Origin of the sequence: Escherichia sp. WS33, from assembly GCF_046486385.1 — a bacterium.
Taxonomy (GTDB): Bacteria; Pseudomonadota; Gammaproteobacteria; order Enterobacterales; family Enterobacteriaceae; genus ECMA0423.
Map to the genome: position 1 here is coordinate 107,265 of NZ_JBJQLJ010000004.1, position 25,226 is coordinate 132,490.

Consider the following 25,226-nt stretch of genomic DNA (forward strand, 5'->3'; position numbering starts at 1 on the left):
CTTATGGCAGATTGGAATGGTTATATTATGGATATCAGCAATCAATTTGATCAGGGCGTTGATGATCTGAACCAGCAAGTTGAAAAAGCGTTGGAGGATTTAGCCAACCAATCCCTCCGACACGAAATTTCTTGCCGAATATCAAAGTGCATTAGCTGAGTATACATTATATCGAAATGCGCAATCTAACGTTGTAAAAGCGTATAAAGATCTTGATTCAGCAATCATACAAAACTTCCGCTAAACTGGATAAGGATTTTATTATGTCAGTAAGCAATATGCCACCTATTGATAGAGCTGAGCAATCAACTGCTCATGAAATACAGCAAGCGAAAGTGATTGATTTAAATGACCGGGTTCTCAATCTTGACAACCCGGATGATAAAATGATCTCCGCTTTTGCCAACTATGCTGTACAAACTGAAAATTGGCAGCAAAATGCGTTACAAGCATTAAGGTCTGATAAAGAGGGGTTAACTCCTGAAAAATTATTAGTCTTGCAGGATCATGTGCTTAATTATAATGTCGAGGTTTCATTGGTGGAACATTAGCAAGAAAGATTGTCGCTGCAGTTGAGACGTTGACCCGCTCATGAAATATATATCATTATTATTGTTTATCCTGCTGTTGTGCGGCTGCAAGCAGCAGGAATTATTGAACCATCTTGATCAACAGCAAGCTAATGATGTCCTTGCTGTTTTACAAAGACATAATATTAATGCTGAAAAGAAGGATTAAGGCAAAACAGGATTTTCAATATTTGTCGAACCAACGGATTTTGCTTCTGCGGTGGATTGGCTAAAAATCTACAATCTACCGGGTAAGCCTGATATTCAAATATCGCAGATGTTCCCTGCAGATGCACTCGTTTCATCTCCACGAGCGGAAAAAGCAAGGCTATATTCTGCTATTGAGCAGCGGTTAGAGCAATCTCTCAAAATTATGGATGGCATTATTTCTTCGAGAGTACATGTTAGTTACGATGTTGATAATGGCGATAGTGGTAAAACTGCTTTACCAATTCATATTTCTGTACTTGCAGTATATGAAAAAGATATCAACCCAGAAATAAAAATAAATGATATCAAGAGATTTATTGTTAATAGCTCTGCAAGCGTACAATATGAAAATATTTCTGTTGTATTGTCAAAACGAAGAGACATTATTGAGCAAGCACCAACATATGAAATTAGCGAACCTGTTTTTGCTTATGATAAGGCTATGCCGGTTTCTATCTTACTTGCATTAATATCCGTAGCGACTTGCTGGCTGTTATGGAAGTATAGGGCCATTCTAACTAATTTAGTCAGGTTGAAAATTAAGTAGACATATGAGAGCGTTATGAATCTTGCCCTAAGAAAGATTATATATGATCCAATTAGTTATATTCATCCTCAACGAGTAAGCTTGAATAATACACCTATTAACAATCCGGTGCTTAGATCTATTACCAATGAAATGATTGTTCTGCAGTACAATCTTTCAGTTGAACATTTTAATCTGAATAGTTCACTTATTTACTACATAAACAATTGGAATTTATTTCCATTGTTCTGTTTATTCAGTGGTTATCACTTTTATCGAGAAAGGTTTGCAGAACGCGGATTTTTTTATAAGGTTCCTGCTGTGCTAAGGGATTATTTATCAGCTATACCGGTGAAAATAAATGAAAAGGCACGATACAAACCCGGCATCGCTAGCTATCACAATATCATCACATGTGGTTTTTCAACGTTGTCACCCTATATAAGGCAACAACCATTGGCAATGCAGCAACGATTTAATTTATTATTTCCTGATTTTGTTGATCACATACAATTGCCGTTACCACTTGCATCAACTCTTTTAGAGAGAATTACATTTTATGCGAAAAAAAATAGAGATGAGCTTGATAAAATCTCCTGCAAATGGTGTTGTGATTAAAAGAAAAATTTCTGATGGATTGAAATAAATAGTTTCTCTTAAAGAAAGTATCCTTCTTGAAACCAGCGCAAAAATTCAGAGCATTGAGGTAAAGAGAGAAGAAAAATTTATTCAAGGTTATTATGATGGCTATACAAAAGGCATTATTGATGTGATGGATAATTTTATACCCTTGATAAGCTTGTTGAGCTCAGAACTAGAAAAAAAAGAATAAACATGATAAACGATCTGAAGAGTATATTGTTAAAATCCTCAGAGGAAGTTGATGTTTTTATCAAAATTTTTGAAAGTTGGAGAAAAAAATTACCGGCAATATCAGGTCCTGTAAATCTCTTTATACCTACCAGATTCAAAGATAAGTATCTTGAAGTAGAGTCATATTTTGTCGACAAATCAATATGGAATGTCCATATTACATTTCATGATGATAAGCGTTTTGTGTTTTTTACCGATCAATTTATTGCTGAATTTAGTCCGCAGGAATTTGTGGATAATTGTGAGCAATATTTAATTAATAATCATTGTTTCTCCCCTGACAAGGTTAACGAAATCTGCGAACAAGCCAGACATTATTTAGTTGAAAAAATGTTTGAAACACATTCTTTGGATATGAATAATTCTGTTTTGGCAAGCCCTGAGGACTTATAGCTCCCTGGCTCAAGTTTAATGATTTGAATATAATCTAATTGTAATATTTTAATCATCTCATGATTTTTTAATGCCTGTGGTATTTTTTACGAAAAAATTTTATTTTTAATTATATTTCATTATTATTTCATCAATGTATTCTTTGGATTTTGCTTATAATAATAATGGAAGGGATGATTATAAATGAATGCGTTAAAGCATTTACACTCAGGATGAATATATGGGAAAAATTAAAATTGTAGTTTCAGATCAGCAGCCGTTTATGATTGATGGGATAATTGGATTTCTCGGACATTATCCTGATTTATATAAGGTTGTTGGGGGCTATAAAGATCTGAAGAAAGCTATAGCGGAGTGTAACAAATCTACAGCCTAAATATTTATTTTAGGAGAATTTGCAGGTGGAATGATGGGGTCCGAACTCGTAAAATGGGTTAAATCGCATAAGATAGATGCTCATATTATTACATTTGTAGCAAAGATGCCGTATATTGATTCAATAAAATTGCTTGAAGCAGGTGCGAAAGGATGCGTATGGAAAACCAGTCACCCGGCGAAACTAAATCGTGCTATTGATTCGATTAGTAATGGTTACACTTATTTTGATAGTGTACATATGGATTGTGAAAAAATATCTTCCAGGTATTCCTCTGATAATCAACTTACAAATCGTGAGTCAGAAATATTACAACTCATAGCTGATGGTAAAACAAACAAAGAAATCGCTAATTTCTTGCAGTTAAGCAGAAAAAAAGTCGAAACTCATAGACTCAATATCATGAAGAAATTAGATGTTCACAGTGGTATCGAGTTGATCAAAACAGCTTTACGTATGGGTGTTTGCACTATATAAAAAAAAGAGGCTTTAGGCTCATTTTGCTGAAGCCTTACGATTGTCTAGTTCATTAAGCCTGGTATATACAATATATATTTTGGGGCATATTGCTGTCTCTTTTTTTGGTTATCCATTGCAAAACCCGCATTATAAGTCCCCAGGCATTGCCACGTTACTCCACAACGTGAAAAATGGTTATATAAAATCTCGGTTCCTATTTTAATGTTCAGACAAGGGTTATCTAACAAATCTCGTTCATCTTTTATTATTCCACGTTTTTTTAACAGGGGAATATGCATCTGGTTTATCTGCATTAACCAATAATCTAAACTCTTTATATTGTTATTCTTATCTCTGTTCTTGCCTATGCTATCCTTTTTTAGATTGCTTTCAACAAGAGCGATAGCTTTAATTAAATTTGGTTCGATTCTGAACATTGTTCCTGCTTCATTAGAGCAAGAGTTGCTGGCGAAAGACATTTTTGTAATAAATATACAAAACGTGAAGATGGTTAAGAATTTAACTTTTGGTGAGCGCATATTTTTTCATGTGTGAGGATTGAATGAAAGGGAGGAGATACTATTATAAAAGTATCTCGTTATGATTTATTTGGTCAATCGTCTACCATTCAATTTTATAGTAAGGTGAGATAGGATTATCTTCTGAATACATATCATTTTGAAAAGGCGCCATCCATGTTGAAACTATAAATGCTTGTATTTGATCTGTATCAGTAGCACTGGTGTTGATGTGTTTATCTAATGATACGACTTCATCACCCGTTGCATTCGCTATATTTGAACTTTGAGATAAATTATTGATACCGATTGGATTAGTCATAAAGCTCCCTTTTTTAATTGTCCAGGCCAATGGTCTTTACATCATACTTTTAACTCTAGAGCATTTTAAATATCTTGCAATAAGGTGAATATCTTAGATATTTTTATCTCTGTTGTTTAAATAACAAGTTGCATACATCTAAATAATAAAATTGCGTCAATAAAAATTTATCGCATACAAATTCTCGTCAGCTGCTTTAATTTCAAAATGTTGTCAATTATAACTCGATGGCTTTCACTCTCAGTTTCTTTATAGTAGAGTTTAATGTTGTTTTTGAGCGGGTTAGGCACATACATATCTACACATTCTTTTATCACAACTGCTTTTCGTCTTCTGGGTTCGAGTTGTAGTGATTTGTCTATACAAATCCTTGCCTCTTCAATTTTTTCATTATGAAAGTGGACTAGTGCCCTATAGTAGTAGAGAGAGGCTATATCAGTTGAGTGTATCTTAGCCTGTTCAAATAAGATATGAGATACTTTTGCTTGTCCAGACAGACCAGTTATCAGTCCCATAATAGCTAAAATTTTTCCATCGACAGTGGTTATGTCTGATACATAATCTAAAAGCTCTAATGCTTTTTGAGCAGCAAGTTCAAGTTCACTTTTTCCATGAAGTGCCAAAGACATATGGCATTCCGCTAGAAGGCAATAACATTCTGTTTTTAGCGTCTGTATATCACTTTTATTTTGTAATCTATCAAATATAGTCATGGCCCTGTAAATGCTTTCAGGGGTGAAGTCGTAAAGTTCTTTCTTTCCGGCTAACATTTCATCTGATAAATAATGATTCTTATATCCTTGGTCCTGCTTAGCTAATCTTACAGATCGTTCTGGTTTATGTACCGTTTGAAGGATATTATCTATAATAAATTGTGATGTATTATGTAGTTCATCAACAGGGAGATGATTACTGGCGATGAGGAAAAGGTTTTTAGCGTCGATCAACTCAATGTATAAAGTGTTCACTGCATTATTCTGGTTTATTCTTCCTGTAACGAAATAATCTGGCTTGAATCTGCTCAAGAATGAATTTTGAGATATGTGATCATTACAAAAATTTGTCGCAGCCATCGGATAGGTATAGAGACCATCGATTTTTTTATTTGAAATGATTTGCACTAATTCCTGATTAAGTATTAATGGATCCAGTGTATTCAACGAAGTAGTGAAAGGGAATATAGCTATGGAATAGTCTGAAGTATTATCTTCATTAATTTTAGTTTTGAAAACCTGCCCGCTGAAACGATAACCTTTCCGGTAGATTGTTTCTATGCAACGATCATAGCCAATTTTTTCAAAAATGCAGCGCAAAGAATAGATACATCTTGTCAGGGACTCGTCACTAACAATAATATTTTTCCATACTGATTCGATGATCATATCTTTCAGTACAACATGACCAGCGGATTCAAGTAATACTATTAATACACCTAACTCTTTCTGTGGAATATAAACTTGCTCATTTCCTTGAGTAAGAATTCCATCTTCCGTGAGCGTTAATCCCTCAAGAAAATGATATGAGAATTTATTTTCTAAGTCCATTAGTTAACCTCTATGAAAAAATTGGTTTCTTGCATCCTGCTTAAGCAATAGAAATTATGGCTATTCATATTTATGTGTCATTAACGTTACAGGAAATTACATTCGACATTCTATGGTTGTGTTCACTAATTTATCTTAGGAATTCAGTGATGTAATCTGAAATAGCCTTATTCAATTTTGATAAAGTAGATTGTTCTCTAACGCATTGAAAAATAATGATTTATAGTATGCTCTTAACTGTTTTAAGATGCTGATTTAAGAAAACATAAGAGGTGCTGGTTATAGTGGTTAACTGCACTATAACCAGCAAATTTAACCAAATGATTGTAATGCTTAGCCATTATCTTCTGAATTATCGTTTAAGAGTTCAATATATGCCTGCGCTTTACTCTTAACACTATCATCCTCACAATTGTTAATAATGTGATAGAAACATTGCATTGCGTTATCGATATTTTTAGCCCCAATCTGACATTGACCCATACGATAAATAACTGAATAGTCATCATACGGGAGGTAATTGTAACTTAGTTTGTAAAGGTCATATGCTTGTTGATATTTCTTTTTTGACTGACATACTGATGCAAAACCTTCTAGATACTCATGATTTTCGAACGCATAAATGCACAAAAATTTATAATAAATTTCTGCGTCCGTTACATTACCCTTTTCATGGTAGTCGAATGCATATGCATATATTCTATCAAGGATATCAGGAGTTAAACCATGTAGTAATGCCAGATTTTCTCCTTTCGATAATAGGTGTTTTAGTTGATTTGCCCATTCATCACTATTATTGAATATTTCAATTGTTTCTGTGCTCATAATATTCCTCTGTGATGTGTCTCGTGATGCTAAATTATTATTGATTGACTCATTAATATTTTTACATTTATCTTTTTTAAATTATTGGTTTTAAGCTTGCATTGCTTATGGTATATTTTTCATTATTGGTAAAAGTACTGTTCACTACAAAATAATAACATCATTAGTTGTTTTACTAATATTCACCTTATTAGTTGTCTTAATTACGACATTACATAAATGCCTTAATGTGTATGACCTGGATTCATAGTATCAATTGCCATTTTTTCAATGAAAATTAAAAAGGGGATTTTTGCGAAGGGTAGAATGTCGTTTGTTTTTTTTCTTTATTATGTCTGGTGACGAGGGGGGATAGAACGTCTGTGCATATAGTAGTGAATTTATTCAGGTCTACATTATTCTCTATTTTGGTCAGTTTTATGAGTTCATTTACAGCCATACTCATTAAATCATCTGTTATCGAAAATTTATATATGCTCATAGCAGATAATATTGCTTGCTGAATTATCTCTTCAGAAATATCCGCTATCTTTATTGACAAATCATGTATTAGATATTTTCCTCCAAGAGATTCTTGTTCAATATAATTTAAACCAGACCCCATTGTGATTTTAACTGGATTAACGGATTTCTCTTCATTTTTCTTATTTTTGTTCTCCTGATCAGGAACTAATGGTTGCAGTGATAGGCTATTATTAATATTTCGTGGCTTCATTTTACATTTCTCTCATTTGATTAGAGCAAAATCCGAATTCGCAGCTTCTGATAATGTCAAATATCACCTTATGGAGACGTTACGTAGAATGACTATATTTGTTATCGGCACATTAGGGGTATTAATTTTAGTATTGATGGAAGGTGATTATTGAACAGTAACATCGAGTCACGGTAAAAATGTGAGGTATACAATGGACATTGAGTTTTCGCAGATTCATGAAATGGTCTATATGCATGATATTGTAAATTCGGACTCGAAAAAGAAACCAAGGATTCCGTTAAAAAATTCCTTAATGCTGAGAAGGTTCTCACGCAAACAACATCATGGACATTAAATTCAAGATATGTGAATGTTAATTCTGTCAATAAAGTCAACGTAAAGAGTAAAGTTAAAAACAGTTATATCTCACGATCTGTCAATGATGAGTTTAGTTTAACAGATGATGAAATTAATTCTTTTAAAGAAACGTTAATCCTTTCCTCTATTGATTCACTGAGTAAACTGGTTCTTAATAATCCTCTTTCTGTATTGTTTACATCGACTGTACGAAGGAATAATAATCGAGCTAAGATGAATGTCGAGTTCGACTCATGGATTTGCACCAGATGTTGTTGATACATGATATTTTACATTGCAAGGAGATGTCTAAAATGAAAGATGTTGATCAAAACTTTGATGCTTTAGACTGCCATATACTGCGAGAATATTTAATTTTATTGTTTTATGATTAACGAGGTTCCATCTTTTTGTTATCTATTTTAGTTTACCTTGCACAATGCATTATTGCTCTGTTACCAATGCTCAAAATAAAAGCATGCTTACCTTGCTTTAGTATATTATAGCTTACACTTTTTTCTGGAAAGACATAAAAATCAGGAATAAGTTGTACAAGTCTATCATCATCAACTTGATCCATAATCTCAAACTTATTAACTTTCTTTGATGTTAAATGGGCTGTGTCATAGTTTTCAATCCATGTGTATTCAATATTTCGCCGTATTGATTTACTTTCTCTGTTACCTTGTTGCCAGGTTCCACTCAACGCAACAGTTCCTGTTTTATTTTTTTTGTTAAACATAAAGTCGATGGTAAGATTTGCTCGTCCCTGGTCATTAAAAATTACCCAATTTGCAGTGCATGTTTCGTTATATATCATTTTTTCTGCAGTGTAAGAATAGACAGTGAAGAGAATAAACCCACTGATAAAAACTAAAATAAATAATAAGTTTTTTTTATGATCAATCACGATTAACCTCACGGTAAGACAGGGTTAAACAGCCAGCCACTTCATGTTGGTTATAGTTTTTATTGCATGCCATAACAATCATCCCCGGTGAGGATTTTGCAAGAGGGAAGTATAACCACGGATATTTTTTACAGTTAATCCCCGAATCCAGTATCCGTGTTTTATATTTATCGAACTCTTTCAACCCATCAATTGTATCTTCTGTTACATTAAAATGGCAGCCATTAATTTCCGCAACAGTCTTGTAATCCTTGAAAAATGGTTTCGGTTGATTATTATTCCATAGCCAATATGCAGAATATGCGCCTATGACAAATGCGCTCAACATAATTAGATAACTTTTTATATGTTTGAGGATTTTGTTATTGAAATTCTTTGCGCCACCAATGCTCTCTTTGTATCCCGCATTAACTTTTATGGCAGGTGGGGCATTGTGTGTATGTGCGTCTGTTGATGAGTTTATTACATGATTTTGTATGTTAATGTCATTATGGATCTTGAATCCTCTTCTCGGTACGGTTGCAATAAGCGAGTGGGTAGTATCACCAACAGCGCGAAATCCGCGTCTGATAATGGATATGTTCTGATATAACGTGTTAGTAGGCACACGCATACCTTCTTCTTCCCAGACTCTGGTGAAAAAATCTTGTTGTGCAACCACATCAGGAAAAGCTTCAAGTAGAAGTGATAAACAACGACTGGCTGGCGTTGTCAGAACGACGTTAAGATCGGCGTTATGTACCGATATTAATTTTCGGTGCTCAGGCCAGAACTCGATATTATCGTTAATAATCCAGTACATACGTCAATAAACACTAAATCAATCGAAATGGAAATCACATAGTTTGCTAAGTATATTGGTATTTACGGCATAAATATATATTAATTTTATATTTATCATGATGATTGAAATGAGGCTTTAATGTCGCAACGTAAAACTTTATGTAAATTAACATGGTTAACATTTATGCCACTATTGTTTGTAAGTTCATATTTCGTAATGCTTCTGAATTTTTCGTGTGATGGTTTTAAATACTATGTGTTTACTCTTGAGGGGACGGCCTATTTATAAAATACGGGCATTTCCATAAATGCCCGTATAAACAGAGTATGATTCTTGCAGATTGTTGAGTATCAATGTTGGACTGAATGTGAACGAATAAATAATTCGTTTATTTTACCAGCCATTCTCTTTTCGATTCGTTGCTTGTACGCGTAGATGCTACGGATATCCATATCCAGAACTTCAGCAATCTGATATGGATTATAACCAGAAACCATATACCCCATTATGGTGAATTCCATCTGAGTTAATGTGTTACCTCTGGTAAATGATAAATAACGACCAATAAATAGTTGTCTGATCTTTTCATTGGCAACATCAAGACCATCATCATTATATATGACAGCAGATATTGCTGAGTTGTGTTTTCGCCAGTAATTAGCTAACGATTGCATATTGCGGTCGCTGACTAAAACAATCCCCATGTCAGTACTTGCAAGATAGTCAATCCAGTCTTTTTCAAGGAATAGACGTAAAAAACTTACTGAAAAATCGACAAAAATATATCCGCTTAATCTCGCATTGTGGTTTTTTGTTAAGATACCTTCTACCACACCACGATTAAAATATGAACTTTCTTCGGGCCACATACAAAAACACGAGTTTGCGCAGTACTGCAAACGCGGTGACTCTTCTGGCATTATTTGGCAATGCATTGAGCAACTATTGCATGTAAGACTTTTATAACGACTACAAAGCCCCATGTTAAGAACCTCCCTATCCGTATATAATTGCATAATTTCATTGGTGATTGATGATGTCAATACACCATGATTTTGTAATTTTGCTGGAAAAAATTGCGATTAATCTGTATTTGCTATAATTCTGATTAAGACATTTTAAAATGCATTTCTCGTTATTAAATATGATTATGTTTCACTGATTTAATCTTACCTGGTTGAGGGTGGTTCAGATAACTATCTCATGGTATGAGAATATCTATATCGCAAATTGTTTTTGAATGACCAGAAGATATCTTGCGAATCTAAGTTATGCATCTTAAATAGTCTTATTTAAGATGTTCAGATCTCTTTGTGTGTTTAACTAACTGATAATACTAGGATATGATGAGGGAAGTGATAGTGCGGAATAATAACGAATGAACATTATGAAAACTGGAATGGTTCAAAATTGTAGCAATTTTGAACCATTCACAATGGATATCAGCTAAAGAACATTACCGATACGCACAGGATACCCACGATCAGCGTAATCAGATTTCCGATGGAACGCCAGGGTTTAAGCGCCGGGATCAGATACGTTGACAACGTAGGCATGATGAAAAGTATCATGGCAATGAGCGGGCCGCTGATCGCGTAAATCATCGAAATCGCGTTCGGGTTAATGCAACAAACAATGAAGGTGATCAGCGATACCAACATAATTGATAGTGCGCGGTTAAATGCACGACTTTTCTTTACACCAACCTGCTGTAGTGTTGTTTTGACGACCTCCGTGGCACCTTCAATAACGCCAAAGTACGTACCCAGGAATGATTTCGACATCGCAACTACTGCGACAATAATCCCGGAAATTGACAGCCATGCTGGGGCGTTCGGCAGCATAGAAAGCGCCGATAAAATGGTGACCCCTTCTTCTTTAGCCGCTTCAATATACGAAGGTGGAATAGAAAGCAGGCAGCTAAAGACAAAGAACAGTACACTTATGCAGATGATGAGATAAGCGACTTTCATAATTTTTTTGCATTTATCCATAGCGTGTTCGCCATATTTTTCACGTCTGTCTATGGCAAACGTAGAAATAATGGGCGTATGGCTAAAGGCGAAAACCATCACGGGAATCGATATCCATATCTGGTGAAGGGTATTCTGATTGAACTCTACCTGGGTCGTTAATAGATCAGGTTGCCAACTACCGACAAGGTAAATGGAAAGAAATAAGAAATAGGCAATCAATGGGAATACCAAAAAACCCATTACCCGAATGGTTGCATGGCGTCCCATCAGAAAAATGAGATTCAGGATTAATACAACACCCAGACTCACCAACATACGGATGCGAAGATCAATAACCATATGCTTTGCCAGCTGTTCCGTAAGTGAGTTGGTAATTGCCACTGCATATATCAACACGACGACAAAAAAGGCGATGAAGTACAGCGTGGTAATCAGATTACCAATCTTCTTGCCATAGTAGTGTGTTACTGCGCCCGTTATCCCTTCACCTGCTGATGTTTTCGATGAGAGGATGAACTGGCATAAGGCTTTATGTGGCCAATATGTTAAAGGCCAGGCGACCAGAGCAGTAATAAACAGGACCACAGCCCCTGCCGAACCTAACTGAATAGGAAGGAAGAGCGTGCCTGCACCAACGGCTGTGCCGTAGAGCGCGAAACTCCACAGAGTTTCTTCTTTAGACCAAATATTAGACATTATCTGAACGTATCATCTACAAATTAAACAAAATGGAGGGCAATTTACCATAAACCAGGTTAAGTATGGGAGATTAACGCCCTATCTACCCCTCTATTGGTGGGTTAGTGGTTGCAAACCTTACGTGCCAGTTATGACTCTGACTACTGCTCAGGCATATTTCCTTTGTGATAAAAATCACTTTTTTTAAACAATTAAGATAACTGTAATTAACAATCATTTACTATTGCACTGTTAATTGGTGCGAGGTTGTGATGAAAGACGTTGTGATTGTCGGGGCGTTACGGACACCTATCGGCTGCTTTCGCGGTGCGTTAGCGGGTCATTCCGCCGTGGAACTTGGTAGTCTGGTCGTGAAAGCGTTAATAGAACGTACCGGCGTTCCTGCATATGCGGTGGATGAAGTAATTCTTGGTCAGGTGTTGACTGCAGGGGCAGGGCAGAATCCGGCAAGGCAATCGGCTATTAAAGGTGGTCTGCCTAATAGCGTTTCTGCAATCACGATTAATGACGTCTGCGGTTCCGGACTTAAAGCACTGCATCTGGCTACTCAGGCGATACAGTGTGGCGAGGCTGATATTGTCATCGCCGGTGGCCAGGAAAACATGAGCCGCGCACCACATGTTCTGACTGATAGCCGCACCGGTGCACAGCTTGGCAATAGCCAGCTGGTTGACAGTCTTGTGCATGATGGGTTATGGGATGCCTTCAATGATTATCATATTGGTGTCACCGCCGAAAATCTGGCTCGCGAATATGGCATCAGCCGTCAATTGCAGGATGCTTACGCACTTAGCTCGCAACAAAAAGCGCGAGCGGCGATTGACGCCGGACGATTTAAAGATGAGATCGTCCCGGTAATGACCCAAAGTAACGGTCAGACGTTGGTTGTTGATACCGATGAACAGCCACGCACTGACGCCAGTGCAGAAGGTTTAGCCCGTTTAAATCCTTCATTTGATAGTCTCGGTTCTGTGACAGCGGGTAATGCATCATCCATAAACGATGGCGCAGCTGCGGTAATGATGATGAGCGAAGCCAAAGCACGAGCGTTGAATTTACCCGTGCTGGCCCGCATTCGCGCATTTGCCAGCGTTGGTGTAGATCCGGCATTGATGGGAATTGCGCCGGTGTATGCGACCCGCCGTTGCCTGGAGCGTGTAGGCTGGCAGTTGGCTGATGTCGATCTTATCGAGGCTAATGAAGCGTTTGCTGCACAGGCGCTTTCGGTTGGCAAGATGCTTGAGTGGGATGAGCGTCGGGTCAATGTCAATGGTGGTGCGATCGCACTTGGTCACCCGATAGGCGCTTCCGGTTGCCGAATCCTGGTTTCTCTGGTTCATGAAATGGTGAAACGTAATGCCCGCAAAGGACTGGCAACGCTTTGTATCGGCGGGGGCCAGGGCGTGGCATTGACCATTGAACGTGACGAATAGCTCTGCATTTCCTCCTTACCGATAAATATCTGCCGTCATTAATCTGTTGAATAATGATGGCTGGCAAGTCGACATACATTTTCTGGGCTCCCTCATTTTTCCATTCTCATGACATATTCGTGATCGACACTGCACTTTTTTTAATCCTTAACTTAAAAATGAAACATTGTTTTATTTTTAATTGAAAACCCTAGCCCATGGGCATATCATCCCTTTATAGAGAAAACGAAACAGTGTTTCACTATCGTTTTCTATTTTCACGCTTCACTGATTATCGGAGGTTGATGTGGACGTAAGACAGAGCATCCACAGTGCGCACGCAAAAACGCTGGATACCCAAGGGCTGCGCAATGAATTTTTGGTTGAAAAGGTATTTGTCGCCGATGAGTACACCATGGTTTACAGCCACATTGACCGAATTATTGTTGGCGGCATTATGCCGATAACTAAAACGGTTTCCGTTGGCGGGGAAGTTGGTAAACAACTCGGCGTAAGCTATTTCCTTGAACGTCGCGAGTTAGGTGTTATCAATATTGGCGGTGCCGGTACGATTACTGTCGATGGCCAATGCTATGAAATCGGTCACCGCGACGCCCTGTATGTTGGTAAAGGTGCAAAAGAAGTTGTCTTTGCCAGTATTGATACCGGCACTCCGGCGAAGTTTTATTACAATTGCGCACCCGCGCATACGACGTATCCCACCAAAAAAGTCACACCGGACGAAGTATCTCCAGTCACGTTAGGCGATAACCTCACCAGTAACCGTCGCACGATTAACAAATATTTTGTCCCGGATGTACTGGAAACCTGCCAATTGAGTATGGGGCTGACGGAGCTGGCTCCGGGTAACTTGTGGAACACCATGCCGTGTCACACCCACGAGCGCCGGATGGAAGTTTATTTCTATTTCAATATGGATGATGACGCCTGCGTTTTCCACATGATGGGGCAGCCGCAAGAAACGCATCATATTGTGATGCATAACGAGCAGGCGGTGATCTCCCCGAGCTGGTCGATTCATTCCGGCGTCGGAACCAAAGCTTATACCTTTATCTGGGGCATGGTCGGTGAAAACCAGGTCTTTGATGATATGGACCATGTGGCCGTTAAAGATTTGCGCTAGTTGTGGGCATAAACGAATAAGGTATTGTTATGATTTTAAGTGCATTTTCTCTCGAAGGTAAAGTTGCGGTCGTCACTGGCTGTGATACTGGGCTGGGCCAGGGGATGGCGTTGGGGCTGGCGCAAGCGGGCTGTGACATTGTTGGCATTAACATCGTTGAACCGACTGAAACCATCAAGCAGGTCACGGCGCTGGGGCGTCGTTTTTTAAGCCTGACCGCCGATCTGCGAAAGATTGATGGTATTCCAGCACTGCTGGATCGCGCGGTAGCGGAGTTTGGTCATATTGATATCCTGGTGAATAACGCCGGATTGATTCGCCGCGAAGACGCTCTCGAGTTCAGCGAAAAAGACTGGGACGATGTCATGAACCTGAATATCAAGAGCGTATTCTTCATGTCTCAGGCAGCGGCGAAACACTTTATCGCGCAAGGCAATGGCGGCAAGATTATCAATATCGCGTCAATGCTCTCCTTCCAGGGCGGGATCCGTGTGCCTTCTTATACCGCATCAAAAAGCGGCGTGATGGGTGTGACGCGATTGATGGCGAACGAATGGGCTAAACACAACATTAATGTTAATGCGATAGCCCCGGGTTACATGGCGACCAACAATACTCAACAACTACGGGCAGATGAACAACGTAGCGCGGAAATCCTCGACCGCATTCCAGCTGGCCGTTGGGGACTGCCGAGTGACCTGATGGGGCCGGTAGTGTTCCTTGCCTCCAGCGCTTCAGATTATGTGAATGGTTATACCATTGCCGTGGATGGCGGTTGGCTGGCGCGTTAATTCATTCTTCTTACTTTTATGACCCTGCCGCATGGCAGGGTTTTTTATATCTGTAGATCATCATAATCCATATCATGGTTATGAAATAATCCATATCAATTAATGAACTTTATGAATTTTATCTGCTGTAAAATTAGGTGGTTAATAATAATATCAATAATTCAACTTAATTTGAAAATTGGAATATCCATCACATAACGACATGTCGTAGCAATTTAATCCATATTTATGCTGTTTCCGACCTGACACCTGCGTGAGTTGTTCACGTATTTTTTCACTATGTCTTACTCTCTGCTGGCAGGAAAAAATGGTTACTATCAATACGGAATCTGCTTTAACGCCACGTTCTTTGCGGGATACGCGGCGTATGAATATGTTTGTTTCGGTAGCTGCTGCGGTCGCAGGATTGTTATTTGGTCTTGATATCGGCGTAATCGCCGGAGCGTTGCCGTTCATTACCGATCACTTTGTGCTGACCAGTCGTTTGCAGGAATGGGTGGTTAGTAGCATGATGCTCGGCGCAGCAATTGGTGCGCTGTTTAATGGTTGGCTGTCGTTCCGCCTGGGTCGTAAATACAGCCTGATGGCGGGGGCCATCCTGTTTGTACTCGGTTCTATAGGGTCCGCTTTTGCGACCAGCGTAGAGATGTTAATCGCCGCTCGTGTGGTGCTGGGCATTGCTGTCGGGATCGCGTCTTACACCGCTCCTCTGTATCTTTCTGAAATGGCAAGTGAAAACGTTCGCGGTAAGATGATCAGTATGTACCAGTTGATGGTCACACTCGGCATCGTGCTGGCGTTTTTATCCGATACAGCGTTCAGTTATAGCGGTAACTGGCGCGCAATGTTGGGGGTTCTTGCTTTACCAGCAGTCCTGCTGATTATTCTGGTGGTCTTCCTGCCAAATAGCCCGCGCTGGCTGGCGGAAAAGGGGCGTCATATTGAGGCGGAAGAAGTGTTGCGTATGCTGCGCGATACGTCGGAAAAAGCGCGAGAAGAACTCAACGAAATTCGTGAAAGCCTGAAGTTAAAACAAGGCGGTTGGGCACTGTTTAAGATCAACCGTAACGTCCGTCGTGCTGTGTTTCTCGGTATGTTGTTGCAGGCGATGCAGCAGTTTACCGGTATGAACATCATCATGTACTATGCGCCGCGTATCTTCAAAATGGCGGGCTTTACGACCACAGAACAACAGATGATTGCGACTCTGGTCGTGGGACTGACCTTTATGTTCGCGACCTTCATTGCGGTCTTTACGGTAGATAAAGCAGGTCGTAAACCGGCTCTGAAAATTGGTTTCAGCGTGATGGCGTTAGGCACTCTGGTGCTGGGCTATTGCCTGATGCAGTTTGATAACGGTACGGCTTCCAGTGGCTTGTCCTGGCTCTCTGTTGGCATGACGATGATGTGTATTGCCGGTTATGCGATGAGCGCCGCGCCAGTGGTGTGGATCCTGTGCTCTGAAATTCAGCCGCTGAAATGCCGCGATTTCGGTATTACCTGTTCGACGACGACAAACTGGGTGTCGAATATGATTATCGGCGCGACCTTCCTGACACTGCTTGATAGCATTGGCGCTGCCGGTACGTTCTGGCTCTACACTGCGCTGAACATTGCGTTTGTGGGCATCACTTTCTGGCTCATTCCGGAAACCAAAAATGTCACGCTGGAACATATCGAACGCAAACTGATGGCAGGCGAGAAGTTGAGAAATATCGGCGTCTGATTTCACGGGCCGGATGTGCTGTACATCCGGCCCTTTTTTCGTTAATAGAGATCGGGCACCTGGCCGTTGAGGCGTTTGTCTCGTTCCTTATTCAGCCTTGTTGCGGTAACACACATCAGGAGAGAGGAATGAAAACAATTGGTTTGCTGGGAGGAATGAGCTGGGAATCCACCATTCCTTACTATCGTCTGATAAATGAAGGCATTAAACAGCGGCTTGGTGGGCTTCACTCTGCGCAAGTGCTGCTACATAGCGTCGATTTTCATGAAATAGAAGAGTGCCAGCGTCGCGGGGAATGGGATAAAACCGGGGACATTCTGGCTGAGGCGGCGCTTGGCTTACAGCGGGCGGGCGCAGAAGGTATTGTGTTATGTACCAATACGATGCATAAAGTGGCGGATGCCATTGAGTCACGTTGCACTCTGCCTTTCTTACACATTGCGGATGCCACCGGACGTGCAATTACCGGGGCCGGAATGACTCGTGTGGCGCTGCTGGGTACGCGTTACACCATGGAACAGGATTTTTATCGCGGGCGGCTGACGGAACAATTTTCCATCAATTGTCTTATTCCTGAAGCGGATGAACGGGCGAAAATTAATCAGATTATTTTTGAAGAACTGTGTCTGGGGCAATTTACCGAAGCGTCACGCGCTTATTATGCGCAAGTGATTGCTCGCCTTGCAGAACAGGGCGCACAGGGCGTCATTTTTGGCTGCACAGAAATTGGTTTACTGGTGCCAGAAGAGCGCAGTGTTTTGCCTGTGTTTGATACCGCGGCGATCCATGCCGAGGATGCTGTCGCTTTTATGCTGTCGTAGCTGACGACAAAATCGCGTCAAGAGAAGTGACCAGTTTCGGTAACCCCGCTTGTAAATGCTCACTAAACGCCTGCACCAGCGCTGATGACGGGCGGTGCAGGGGGCGGATCAGGCTGACGGTGAACGGAACCGCAATACTGAACCGCCGCACCACTAAACCGCTTGCCGCATAATCCAGTGCGGTGAGCGGGTTAACCACCGAAACACCTACCCCCGCCCGTACCATTGCGCAGACTGACGCGGCGCTGTGGGTTTCTACGATCATGCGTCGTTTAACCTGATGTTCAGTAAATAGCTGATCCAGCAACTGGCGATAGCTGTCAGTACGGGAAAGGCTGATGTAGTTCTCACCCTGAAAATCATCCGGCGTTAATACCTTTTTTACCGCCAGCGGATGACCCGGAGGTAACACACACACTTCATCTAAAGAGAGTAATTCGGTACGTTCTGTTCCCGCAGGCGTATGGAGTGTCTCAGTGAGTCCTAAATCATGACGCTGGGCCGAGAGCCACTCTTCAAGTAGCGGTGATTCCTGGGGCACGATATTTAAGCTGACATCGGGATAACGTGCCAGAAAGGGTTGCAGGAGCTGCGGTAAAAAAGATTGCGAAAAGACCGGCAGGCAGGCAATAGACAGTTCTCCCTGGCGAAACTCGCGCAGACTTTCTGCGGCGCTGACAATGCGATCCAGTCCGTACCAGGATCGTTGCACTTCTTCAAACAGACGCAGTCCTTGCACGGTAGGATGTAATCGTCCACGTACGCGCTCAAACAATTTTAGCCCGATCACCTTCTCAAAGCGCGCCAGTTCGCGGCTGACGGTTGGCTGTGAGGTGTGTAGCAGGTGTGCTGCCTCAGTCAGGCTTCCGGCGGTCATTACCGCATGAAAAATTTCAATATGACGTAAGTTAACGGCGGCCATTAGCGCTCTCTCGCAATCCGGTAATCCATATCATTTTTGCATAGACTCGACATAAATCGATATTTTTTATTCTTTTTATGATGTGGCGTAATCATAAAAAAGCACTCATCTGGAGTTTGTTATGCCACATTCACTGTTCAGCACCGATACCGATCTCACCGCCGAAAATCTGCTGCGTTTGCCCGCTGAATTTGGCTGCCCGGTGTGGGTCTACGATGCGCAAATTATTCGTCGGCAGATTGCAGCGCTGAAACAGTTTGATGTGGTGCGCTTTGCACAGAAAGCCTGTTCCAATATTCATATTTTGCGCTTAATGCGTGAGCAGGGCGTGAAAGTGGATTCCGTCTCGTTAGGCGAAATAGAGCGTGCGTTGGCGGCGGGTTACAATCCGCAAACGCACCCCGATGATATTGTTTTTACGGCAGATGTTATCGATCAGGCGACGCTTGAACGCGTCAGTGAATTGCAAATTCCGGTGAATGCGGGTTCTGTTGATATGCTCGACCAACTGGGCCAGGTTTCGCCAGGGCATCGGGTATGGCTGCGCGTTAACCCGGGGTTTGGTCACGGACATAGCCAAAAAACCAATACCGGTGGCGAAAACAGCAAGCACGGTATCTGGTACACCGATCTGCCCGCCGCACTGGACGTGATACAACGTCATCATCTGCAGCTGGTCGGCATTCACATGCACATTGGTTCTGGCGTTGATTATGCCCATCTGGAACAGGTGTGTGGTGCTATGGTGCGTCAGGTCATCGAATTCGGTCAGGATTTACAGGCTATTTCTGCGGGCGGTGGGCTTTCTGTTCCTTATCAACAGGGTGAAGAGGCGGTTGATACCGAACATTATTATGGTCTGTGGAATGCCGCGCGTGAGCAAATCGCCCGCCATTTGGGCCACCCTGTGAAACTGGAAATTGAACCGGGTCGCTTCCTGGTAGCGCAGTCTGGCGTATTAATTACTCAGGTGCGGAGCGTCAAACAAATGGGTAGCCGCCACTTTGTGCTGGTTGATGCTGGGTTCAACGATCTGATGCGCCCGGCAATGTACGGTAGTTACCACCATATCAGTGCCCTGGCAGCTGATGGTCGTTCTCTGGAACACGCGCCAACGGTGGAAACCGTCGTCGCCGGGCCATTATGTGAATCGGGCGATGTCTTTACCCAGCAGGAAGGGGGAAATGTTGAACCCCGCGCCTTGCCGGAAGTGAAGGCGGGTGATTATCTGGTACTGCATGATACAGGGGCATATGGCGCATCAATGTCATCCAACTACAACAGCCGTCCGCTGTTACCAGAAGTTCTGTTTGATAATGGTCAGGCGCGGTTGATTCGCCGTCGCCAGACCATCGAAGAATTACTGGCGCTGGAATTGCTTTAACTGCGGTTAGTCGCTGGTTGCATGATGACTTGCCTCCAGCGACGGAGTTGACACTGAATGGCGACGTACCAGCGTCGGACTAAAGACATTAGTAATTTCCGGGAGAGGGCGATTATCCGCCAGCGCCAAAGCCAGTTCGGCAGCCTGGGTCGCCATCGTCACGATTGGGTAACGCACGGTGGTCAGGCGCGGGCGCACATAGCGTGACACCAGCACATCATCAAAGCCAATTAACGAAATCTCACCCGGTACATCAATACCATTATCATTGAGAACGCCCATCGCACCCGCCGCCATTGAATCGTTATAACAGGCTACCGCAGTGAAATTTCTTCCTCGTCCCAAAAGCTCGGTCATTGCCTGTTCGCCGCCGCTTTCGTCTGGTTCGCCAAATGTCACCAGCCGGTCATTGGCCGCAATACCACTTTCAGCAAGGGCATCGTAATACCCTTGCAGACGATCTTCGGCGTCAGAAATAGAGTGGTTAGAGCACAGATAACCAATGCGGGTATGACCTTGCTGAATTAAATGACGCGTTGCCAGCCAGGCACCGTAACGATCGTCAAGAGCAATACAACGGTTTTCAAAGCCAGGCAGGATACGGTTGATCAGCACCATACCGGGCATTTGTTTCATTAATGAGGCTAAATCGGCATCCGGGATCATTTTGGCATGGACGACCAACGCAGCACAGCGATGGCGGATCAGTTGCTCAATAGCCTGACGCTCTTTTTGTTCGTTGTGGTAACCGTTGCCAATCAATAAGAAATTACCGGTGTGATAAGCCACCTGTTCGACCGCTTTCACCATTGCACCGAAAAACGGATCGGAAACATCACCAACGATCAGACCGACCGTTTCAGTGGTCTGCTGCGCCAGCGCACGGGCGTTGGCGTTCGGGTGATAGCTAAGAGACTCCATTGCACTATGCACAGCCAGCCGGGAAGCTTCGCTGGCTTTAGGTGAATTATTAATGACGCGGGAAACGGTGGCGACTGAAACGCCTGCCAGTCGGGCTACATCCTTTATGGTCGCCATGAAAATACCTTAGTGGGTAAACGCTTACATTCTTTCAGTGTTACGGAAAACGCCCGTTGGTTCAAGGGGTGGCGTGTTTTCATCGTGGGAATGTGAGCCAAACGCAAATAAGTAAGACAAAAAAAGAGATTGCAAACCTTTGGTTACACTTTGCGAAACGCTGTTGCGATTGACCGCTGGTGGCGTTTGGCTTCAGGTTGCTAAAGTGGTGATCCCAGAGGTATTGATAGGTGAAGTCAACTTCGGGTTGAGCACATGAATTACACCAGCCTGCGCAGATGCGCAGGTTTTTTTTGGCCGGTCATCAATCTGTAACAGTAACCGACAATTTACACACCTCGTTGCATTTCCCTTCATTCCTTTGCGTTTTCTCGCTGGCGAAGAGTCGTCGTGCAGACCACAATCAAGATCCCAGAGGTATTGATTGGTGAGATTATTCGGTACGCTCTTCGTACCCTGTCTCTTGCACCAACCTGCGCGGATGCGCAGGTTTTTTTTCGCACCTAATTTACTGTCGCTCGCGTTCTTTATCTCGTGTAATCTCCCTCCATTCGCTTTTACTGAATCAGAGCAAAGGGAGTTGGAATGCTTTTTAGCTTTTTTCGAAATTTGTGCCGTGTTTTGTATCGCGTTCGCGTTACGGGTGACACCCAGGCACTGAAGGGCGAGCGCGTTCTAATTACGCCTAATCACGTCTCTTTTATTGATGGCATTTTGCTTGGACTGTTTTTACCTGTGCGTCCAGTGTTTGCCGTTTACACCTCAATAAGCCAACAGTGGTATATGCGTTGGCTGAAATCATTTATCGACTTTGTTCCTCTCGACCCGACGCAACCTATGGCTATTAAACATCTGGTACGTCTGGTGGAACAGGGCCGACCAGTGGTGATTTTCCCTGAAGGACGCATCACCACTACAGGCTCGCTGATGAAAATCTACGATGGCGCGGGTTTTGTCGCGGCGAAGTCTGGTGCAACGGTTATTCCTGTGCGTATTGAAGGGGCGGAACTTACGCACTTCAGCCGCCTGAAAGGTCTGGTTAAACGTCGCTTGTTCCCGCAAATTACTCTGCATATTTTGCCACCAACGCAGGTGGCGATGCCGGATGCGCCGCGTGCCCGTGACCGTCGCAAAATCGCTGGTGAAATGCTGCATCAAATAATGATGGAAGCGCGTATGGCGGTGCGCCCGCGTGAAACTCTGTACGAATCTTTACTGAGTGCAATGTACCGCTTCGGAGCCGGGAAGAAATGTGTCGAAGACGTCAACTTTACCCCAGACTCCTATCGCAAATTGCTTACGAAAACGCTGTTTGTTGGACGCATCCTTGAAAAATACAGTGTTGAAGGCGAACGCATCGGCTTAATGCTGCCCAATGCAGGCATCAGTGCGGCAGTGATTTTTGGGGCCATCGCGCGTCGCCGCATTCCCGCAATGATGAACTACACTGCTGGGGTAAAAGGGCTGACCAGTGCTATTACGGCGGCTGAAATCAAAACCATCTTCACTTCCCGCCAGTTTCTCGATAAAGGCAAACTCTGGCATCTGCCGGAGCAACTTACTCAGGTGCGCTGGGTCTATCTGGAAGATTTAAAAGCAGATGTCACCACTGCCGACAAAGTATGGATCTTCGCTCATTTGCTGATGCCGCGCCTGGCGCAGGTAAAACAGCAGCCGGAAGAAGAGGCGCTGATCCTCTTTACCTCCGGTTCTGAAGGCCATCCAAAAGGCGTCGTCCATAGCCATAAAAGCATTCTGGCGAACGTCGAGCAGATTAAAACGATTGCCGACTTCACCACCAACGATCGCTTTATGTCGGCATTACCGCTGTTTCACTCCTTTGGGCTGACGGTAGGCCTGTTTACGCCACTGCTTACAGGTGCAGAAGTGTTCCTTTATCCAAGCCCGCTGCATTACCGCATTGTGCCGGAGTTGGTGTATGACCGCAGTTGCACCGTGTTGTTCGGTACCTCGACTTTCCTCGGTCACTACGCGCGTTTCGCCAACCCGTATGACTTCTATCGTCTACGCTATGTGGTGGCAGGCGCAGAAAAACTACAAGAAAGTACCAAACAGCTTTGGCAGGATAAATTTGGCCTGCGCATCCTTGAAGGCTATGGTGTAACCGAGTGCGCGCCTGTCGTTTCTATCAACGTACCGATGGCGGCGAAACCCGGTACGGTAGGGCGTATTCTACCAGGAATGGATGCGCGCCTGTTGTCGGTCCCTGGTATCGAAGAGGGCGGACGCCTGCAACTGAAAGGGCCGAACATAATGAACGGCTATCTGCGGGTGGAGAAGCCAGGTGTACTGGAAGTGCCCACCGCCGAGAATGTTCGCGGCGAAATGGAGCGCGGCTGGTATGACACTGGCGATATTGTGCGTTTTGACGAGCAGGGCTTTGTGCAGATTCAGGGCCGCGCAAAACGCTTTGCCAAAATTGCAGGCGAAATGGTGTCGCTGGAAATGGTGGAACAACTGGCACTTGGTGTTTCGCCAGATAAAGTCCATGCCACTGCGATTAAGAGCGATGCCAGCAAAGGCGAGGCACTGGTGCTTTTCACCACAGATAACGAACTGACGCGCGATAAGTTGCAACAGTATGCCCGCGAGCACGGCGTGCCGGAGCTTGCTGTACCGCGCGATATTCGCTATCTGAAACAGATGCCATTACTTGGCAGCGGCAAACCTGACTTTGTCACGTTGAAAAGCTGGGTAGACGAAGCGGAACAACACGATGAGTGAGTCAGTGCACACTAACACTTCGTTGTGGTCGAAGGGGATGAAAGCGGTTATCGTGGCGCAGTTTCTCTCTGCGTTTGGCGATAATGCCCTACTGTTTGCCACTCTGGCGTTACTGAAAGCGCAGTTCTATCCGGAGTGGAGCCAGCCCATCCTGCAAATGGTGTTTGTAGGTGCTTACATTCTTTTTGCGCCGTTTGTCGGGCAGGTGGCGGATAGCTTCGCCAAAGGCCGGGTGATGATGTTTGCCAACGGCCTGAAGCTGCTGGGCGCAGCCAGTATCTGCTTTGGTATCAATCCGTTTCTCGGCTATACGCTGGTGGGTGTTGGTGCTGCAGCCTATTCACCGGCGAAATACGGTATTCTCGGCGAATTAACCACGGGTAGTAAGTTAGTGAAAGCTAACGGTTTAATGGAAGCTTCTACCATAGCGGCGATTTTGCTCGGTTCCGTAGCCGGTGGTGTGCTGGCTGACTGGCATGTCCTCGTCGCCCTGGCCGCATGCGCACTGGCCTACGGTGGTGCGGTCGTTGCCAATATCTACATTCCCAAACTGGCGGCGGCGCGTCCGGGGCAGTCCTGGAATCTCATCAACATGACCCGCAGTTTCCTGAATGCCTGCACCTCGCTATGGCGCAATGGTGAAACGCGTTTTTCGCTGGTGGGCACCAGTTTATTCTGGGGAGCGGGTGTCACGCTGCGTTTCCTGTTGGTGCTGTGGGTACCGGTGGCGCTGGGCATTACCGATAACGCTACGCCCACCTATCTCAACGCGATGGTAGCGATTGGTATCGTGGTTGGCGCAGGTGCGGCAGCGAAGTTAGTTACGCTGGAAACCGTGTCACGCTGTATGCCAGCCGGGATTTTGATTGGCGTGGTGGTACTGATTTTTTCCCTGCAACACGAGCTGCTGCCAGCCTATGCCTTGTTGATGCTGATTGGCGTGATGGGGGGCTTTTTTGTCGTTCCGCTCAATGCGTTGCTACAGGAGCGGGGTAAAAAAAGCGTCGGGGCGGGGAATGCGATTGCAGTACAAAACCTTGGCGAAAACAGCGCCATGTTGTTGATGCTGGGCATTTACTCGCTGGCGGTAATGATAGGCATCCCGGTCGTGCCCATTGGCATTGGCTTCGGTGCGCTGTTTGCGCTGGCAATAACGGCGCTGTGGATCTGGCAGCGCCGTCATTAATATTTAACGCCGGTTTTAA

At 43.3% G+C, this 25,226-nt stretch carries 21 protein-coding genes and 7 pseudogenes; 17 read left to right on the forward strand and 11 right to left on the reverse strand.

The genetic code is table 11. The annotated features are described in order from the left end of the window. Positions 1 to 3 precede the first annotated feature (3 nt). From ACJHXA_RS05175 to ACJHXA_RS05205, 7 genes and pseudogenes are all read left to right on the forward strand, one after another. A pseudogene (locus tag ACJHXA_RS05175) lies at positions 4 to 244 on the forward strand (type III secretion system needle complex protein). A gap of 19 nt (positions 245 to 263) precedes the next feature. Continuing rightward, a pseudogene (gene sctI / locus ACJHXA_RS05180) lies at positions 264 to 595 on the forward strand (type III secretion system inner rod subunit SctI). Then, positions 592 to 1,326: pseudogene (locus ACJHXA_RS05185) on the forward strand (EscJ/YscJ/HrcJ family type III secretion inner membrane ring protein). The pseudogenes sctI and ACJHXA_RS05185 overlap by 4 nt, the downstream one beginning before the upstream one ends. Positions 1,327 to 1,341: 15 nt before the next feature. Then, positions 1,342 to 1,923, forward strand: coding sequence for a type III secretion apparatus protein OrgA/MxiK (locus ACJHXA_RS05190; protein WP_001341846.1), 582 nt, complete (start codon positions 1,342 to 1,344; stop codon positions 1,921 to 1,923). 28 nt (positions 1,924 to 1,951) lie between these two features. Continuing rightward, positions 1,952 to 2,137, forward strand: coding sequence for a hypothetical protein (locus ACJHXA_RS05195; RefSeq protein ID WP_146274757.1), 186 nt, complete (start codon positions 1,952 to 1,954; stop codon positions 2,135 to 2,137). A gap of 2 nt (positions 2,138 to 2,139) precedes the next feature. Next, positions 2,140 to 2,571, forward strand: a complete 432-nt coding sequence (locus ACJHXA_RS05200) for a hypothetical protein (protein ID WP_001349908.1) — start codon at positions 2,140 to 2,142, stop codon at positions 2,569 to 2,571. A 220-nt stretch (positions 2,572 to 2,791) separates the two neighbouring features. Continuing rightward, a pseudogene (locus ACJHXA_RS05205) lies at positions 2,792 to 3,424 on the forward strand (LuxR C-terminal-related transcriptional regulator). Positions 3,425 to 3,442: 18 nt separating this feature from the next. On the opposite strand, the pseudogene ACJHXA_RS05210 reads toward ACJHXA_RS05205, so the two are convergent. The 5 genes and pseudogenes from ACJHXA_RS05210 to ACJHXA_RS05230 all read right to left on the reverse strand — a co-directional run bounded on the left by ACJHXA_RS05210 (position 3,443) and on the right by ACJHXA_RS05230 (position 7,330). Then, positions 3,443 to 3,945, reverse strand: a pseudogene (locus tag ACJHXA_RS05210) (lytic transglycosylase domain-containing protein). Positions 3,946 to 4,027: 82 nt separating this feature from the next. After that, positions 4,028 to 4,246 carry a protein YgeI gene (ygeI, locus tag ACJHXA_RS05215; protein ID WP_000184091.1) on the reverse strand — a complete coding sequence of 73 codons (219 nt, stop codon included), beginning with the start codon at positions 4,244 to 4,246 and terminating at the stop codon, positions 4,028 to 4,030. A gap of 167 nt (positions 4,247 to 4,413) precedes the next feature. Beyond that, a complete protein-coding gene (gene ygeH, locus ACJHXA_RS05220; RefSeq protein ID WP_000362702.1) occupies positions 4,414 to 5,790 on the reverse strand; it encodes a HilA family transcriptional regulator YgeH in 1,377 nt (458 codons plus the stop codon). Positions 5,791 to 6,123: 333 nt separating this feature from the next. Continuing rightward, complete coding sequence (locus ACJHXA_RS05225; protein WP_001564498.1) at positions 6,124 to 6,615, reverse strand: tetratricopeptide repeat protein; 492 nt, start codon at positions 6,613 to 6,615, stop codon at positions 6,124 to 6,126. 224 nt (positions 6,616 to 6,839) lie between these two features. Next, a pseudogene (locus tag ACJHXA_RS05230) lies at positions 6,840 to 7,330 on the reverse strand (hypothetical protein). A 193-nt stretch (positions 7,331 to 7,523) separates the two neighbouring features. Between ACJHXA_RS05230 and yqeK the strand changes: the two are divergent. Together yqeK and ACJHXA_RS05240 are read left to right on the forward strand one after the other, a co-directional pair. Then, a pseudogene (yqeK, locus tag ACJHXA_RS05235) lies at positions 7,524 to 7,948 on the forward strand (protein YqeK). Positions 7,949 to 7,983: 35 nt separating this feature from the next. Beyond that, a complete protein-coding gene (locus ACJHXA_RS05240) occupies positions 7,984 to 8,064 on the forward strand; it encodes a hypothetical protein (protein WP_000655821.1) in 81 nt (26 codons plus the stop codon). Between the two features lie 32 nt (positions 8,065 to 8,096). On the opposite strand, the gene yqeJ is transcribed toward ACJHXA_RS05240, so the two are convergent. The 4 genes from yqeJ to ACJHXA_RS05260 form a co-directional block, all read right to left on the reverse strand. After that, positions 8,097 to 8,579 carry a protein YqeJ gene (yqeJ, locus tag ACJHXA_RS05245; protein WP_283512259.1) on the reverse strand — a complete coding sequence of 161 codons (483 nt, stop codon included), beginning with the start codon at positions 8,577 to 8,579 and terminating at the stop codon, positions 8,097 to 8,099. Continuing rightward, positions 8,572 to 9,381: a transcriptional regulator gene (locus tag ACJHXA_RS05250; protein WP_001313226.1), complete on the reverse strand. Its 810-nt coding sequence runs from the start codon at positions 9,379 to 9,381 to the stop codon at positions 8,572 to 8,574. Before ACJHXA_RS05250 ends, yqeJ begins: the two co-directional genes overlap by 8 nt. A gap of 332 nt (positions 9,382 to 9,713) precedes the next feature. Further along, positions 9,714 to 10,346, reverse strand: coding sequence for a helix-turn-helix transcriptional regulator (locus tag ACJHXA_RS05255; RefSeq protein ID WP_001406068.1), 633 nt, complete (start codon positions 10,344 to 10,346; stop codon positions 9,714 to 9,716). Positions 10,347 to 10,805: 459 nt separating this feature from the next. Then, a complete protein-coding gene (locus ACJHXA_RS05260) occupies positions 10,806 to 12,035 on the reverse strand; it encodes an amino acid permease (protein WP_000065950.1) in 1,230 nt (409 codons plus the stop codon). 254 nt (positions 12,036 to 12,289) lie between these two features. On the opposite strand from ACJHXA_RS05260, the gene ACJHXA_RS05265 reads away from it, so the two are divergent. The 5 genes from ACJHXA_RS05265 (at position 12,290) to ygeA (ending at position 17,932) form a co-directional block, all read left to right on the forward strand. Next, the gene (locus ACJHXA_RS05265) at positions 12,290 to 13,471 is read left to right on the forward strand and encodes an acetyl-CoA C-acetyltransferase (RefSeq protein WP_000656029.1); all 1,182 of its coding nucleotides are present in this window, start codon (positions 12,290 to 12,292) and stop codon (positions 13,469 to 13,471) included. 286 nt (positions 13,472 to 13,757) lie between these two features. Beyond that, entirely contained in the window at positions 13,758 to 14,594 is an 837-nt protein-coding gene (kduI, locus tag ACJHXA_RS05270) for a 5-dehydro-4-deoxy-D-glucuronate isomerase (RefSeq protein WP_283512260.1), read from the forward strand. Between the two features lie 29 nt (positions 14,595 to 14,623). Beyond that, positions 14,624 to 15,385 (forward strand): 2-dehydro-3-deoxy-D-gluconate 5-dehydrogenase KduD, encoded by a 762-nt coding sequence (kduD, locus tag ACJHXA_RS05275; protein ID WP_000603518.1) that lies wholly within the window; start codon positions 14,624 to 14,626, stop codon positions 15,383 to 15,385. Between the two features lie 307 nt (positions 15,386 to 15,692). Next, positions 15,693 to 17,111, forward strand: a complete 1,419-nt coding sequence (gene araE, locus ACJHXA_RS05280; protein WP_000256438.1) for an arabinose-proton symporter AraE — start codon at positions 15,693 to 15,695, stop codon at positions 17,109 to 17,111. 128 nt (positions 17,112 to 17,239) lie between these two features. Next, positions 17,240 to 17,932: an amino acid racemase gene (ygeA, locus tag ACJHXA_RS05285; protein WP_000848664.1), complete on the forward strand. Its 693-nt coding sequence runs from the start codon at positions 17,240 to 17,242 to the stop codon at positions 17,930 to 17,932. On the opposite strand, the gene lysR is transcribed toward ygeA, so the two are convergent. Continuing rightward, a complete protein-coding gene (gene lysR / locus ACJHXA_RS05290; protein WP_000741827.1) occupies positions 17,919 to 18,854 on the reverse strand; it encodes a DNA-binding transcriptional regulator LysR in 936 nt (311 codons plus the stop codon). The genes ygeA and lysR overlap by 14 nt on opposite strands. Before the next feature lie 121 nt (positions 18,855 to 18,975). On the opposite strand from lysR, the gene lysA reads away from it, so the two are divergent. Then, positions 18,976 to 20,238 (forward strand): diaminopimelate decarboxylase, encoded by a 1,263-nt coding sequence (lysA, locus tag ACJHXA_RS05295; protein WP_072711698.1) that lies wholly within the window; start codon positions 18,976 to 18,978, stop codon positions 20,236 to 20,238. Positions 20,239 to 20,244: 6 nt separating this feature from the next. Here the strand turns inward: lysA and galR are convergent, their stop codons facing one another. Next, a complete protein-coding gene (galR, locus tag ACJHXA_RS05300) occupies positions 20,245 to 21,276 on the reverse strand; it encodes an HTH-type transcriptional regulator GalR (RefSeq protein WP_000201048.1) in 1,032 nt (343 codons plus the stop codon). 585 nt (positions 21,277 to 21,861) lie between these two features. On the opposite strand from galR, the gene aas reads away from it, so the two are divergent. Together aas and lplT are read left to right on the forward strand one after the other, a co-directional pair. Further along, positions 21,862 to 24,021: a bifunctional acyl-ACP--phospholipid O-acyltransferase/long-chain-fatty-acid--ACP ligase gene (aas, locus tag ACJHXA_RS05305; protein ID WP_000899049.1), complete on the forward strand. Its 2,160-nt coding sequence runs from the start codon at positions 21,862 to 21,864 to the stop codon at positions 24,019 to 24,021. Continuing rightward, a complete protein-coding gene (lplT, locus tag ACJHXA_RS05310; RefSeq protein WP_000004616.1) occupies positions 24,014 to 25,207 on the forward strand; it encodes a lysophospholipid transporter LplT in 1,194 nt (397 codons plus the stop codon). Before aas ends, lplT begins: the two co-directional genes overlap by 8 nt. The last annotated feature ends 19 nt before the right edge of the window (positions 25,208 to 25,226 follow it).

Excerpts from the sequence above, each read along its gene's own strand:
- ACJHXA_RS05190 (WP_001341846.1), top strand. The coding sequence starts at position 1,342 with ATGAATCTTGCCCTAAGAAAGATTATATATGATCCAATTAGTTATATT.
- ACJHXA_RS05200 (WP_001349908.1), top strand. The coding sequence starts at position 2,140 with ATGATAAACGATCTGAAGAGTATATTGTTAAAATCCTCAGAGGAAGTT.
- ygeI (WP_000184091.1), bottom strand. The coding sequence starts at position 4,246 with ATGACTAATCCAATCGGTATCAATAATTTATCTCAAAGTTCAAATATA.
- ygeH (WP_000362702.1), bottom strand. The coding sequence starts at position 5,790 with ATGGACTTAGAAAATAAATTCTCATATCATTTTCTTGAGGGATTAACG.
- ACJHXA_RS05225 (WP_001564498.1), bottom strand. The coding sequence starts at position 6,615 with ATGAGCACAGAAACAATTGAAATATTCAATAATAGTGATGAATGGGCA.
- ACJHXA_RS05240 (WP_000655821.1), top strand. The coding sequence starts at position 7,984 with ATGAAAGATGTTGATCAAAACTTTGATGCTTTAGACTGCCATATACTG.
- ACJHXA_RS05250 (WP_001313226.1), bottom strand. The coding sequence starts at position 9,381 with ATGTACTGGATTATTAACGATAATATCGAGTTCTGGCCTGAGCACCGA.
- ACJHXA_RS05255 (WP_001406068.1), bottom strand. The coding sequence starts at position 10,346 with ATGGGGCTTTGTAGTCGTTATAAAAGTCTTACATGCAATAGTTGCTCA.
- ACJHXA_RS05260 (WP_000065950.1), bottom strand. The coding sequence starts at position 12,035 with ATGTCTAATATTTGGTCTAAAGAAGAAACTCTGTGGAGTTTCGCGCTC.
- ACJHXA_RS05265 (WP_000656029.1), top strand. The coding sequence starts at position 12,290 with ATGAAAGACGTTGTGATTGTCGGGGCGTTACGGACACCTATCGGCTGC.
- kduD (WP_000603518.1), top strand. The coding sequence starts at position 14,624 with ATGATTTTAAGTGCATTTTCTCTCGAAGGTAAAGTTGCGGTCGTCACT.
- araE (WP_000256438.1), top strand. The coding sequence starts at position 15,693 with ATGGTTACTATCAATACGGAATCTGCTTTAACGCCACGTTCTTTGCGG.
- ygeA (WP_000848664.1), top strand. The coding sequence starts at position 17,240 with ATGAAAACAATTGGTTTGCTGGGAGGAATGAGCTGGGAATCCACCATT.
- lysR (WP_000741827.1), bottom strand. The coding sequence starts at position 18,854 with ATGGCCGCCGTTAACTTACGTCATATTGAAATTTTTCATGCGGTAATG.
- lysA (WP_072711698.1), top strand. The coding sequence starts at position 18,976 with ATGCCACATTCACTGTTCAGCACCGATACCGATCTCACCGCCGAAAAT.
- galR (WP_000201048.1), bottom strand. The coding sequence starts at position 21,276 with ATGGCGACCATAAAGGATGTAGCCCGACTGGCAGGCGTTTCAGTCGCC.
- aas (WP_000899049.1), top strand. The coding sequence starts at position 21,862 with ATGCTTTTTAGCTTTTTTCGAAATTTGTGCCGTGTTTTGTATCGCGTT.
- lplT (WP_000004616.1), top strand. The coding sequence starts at position 24,014 with ATGAGTGAGTCAGTGCACACTAACACTTCGTTGTGGTCGAAGGGGATG.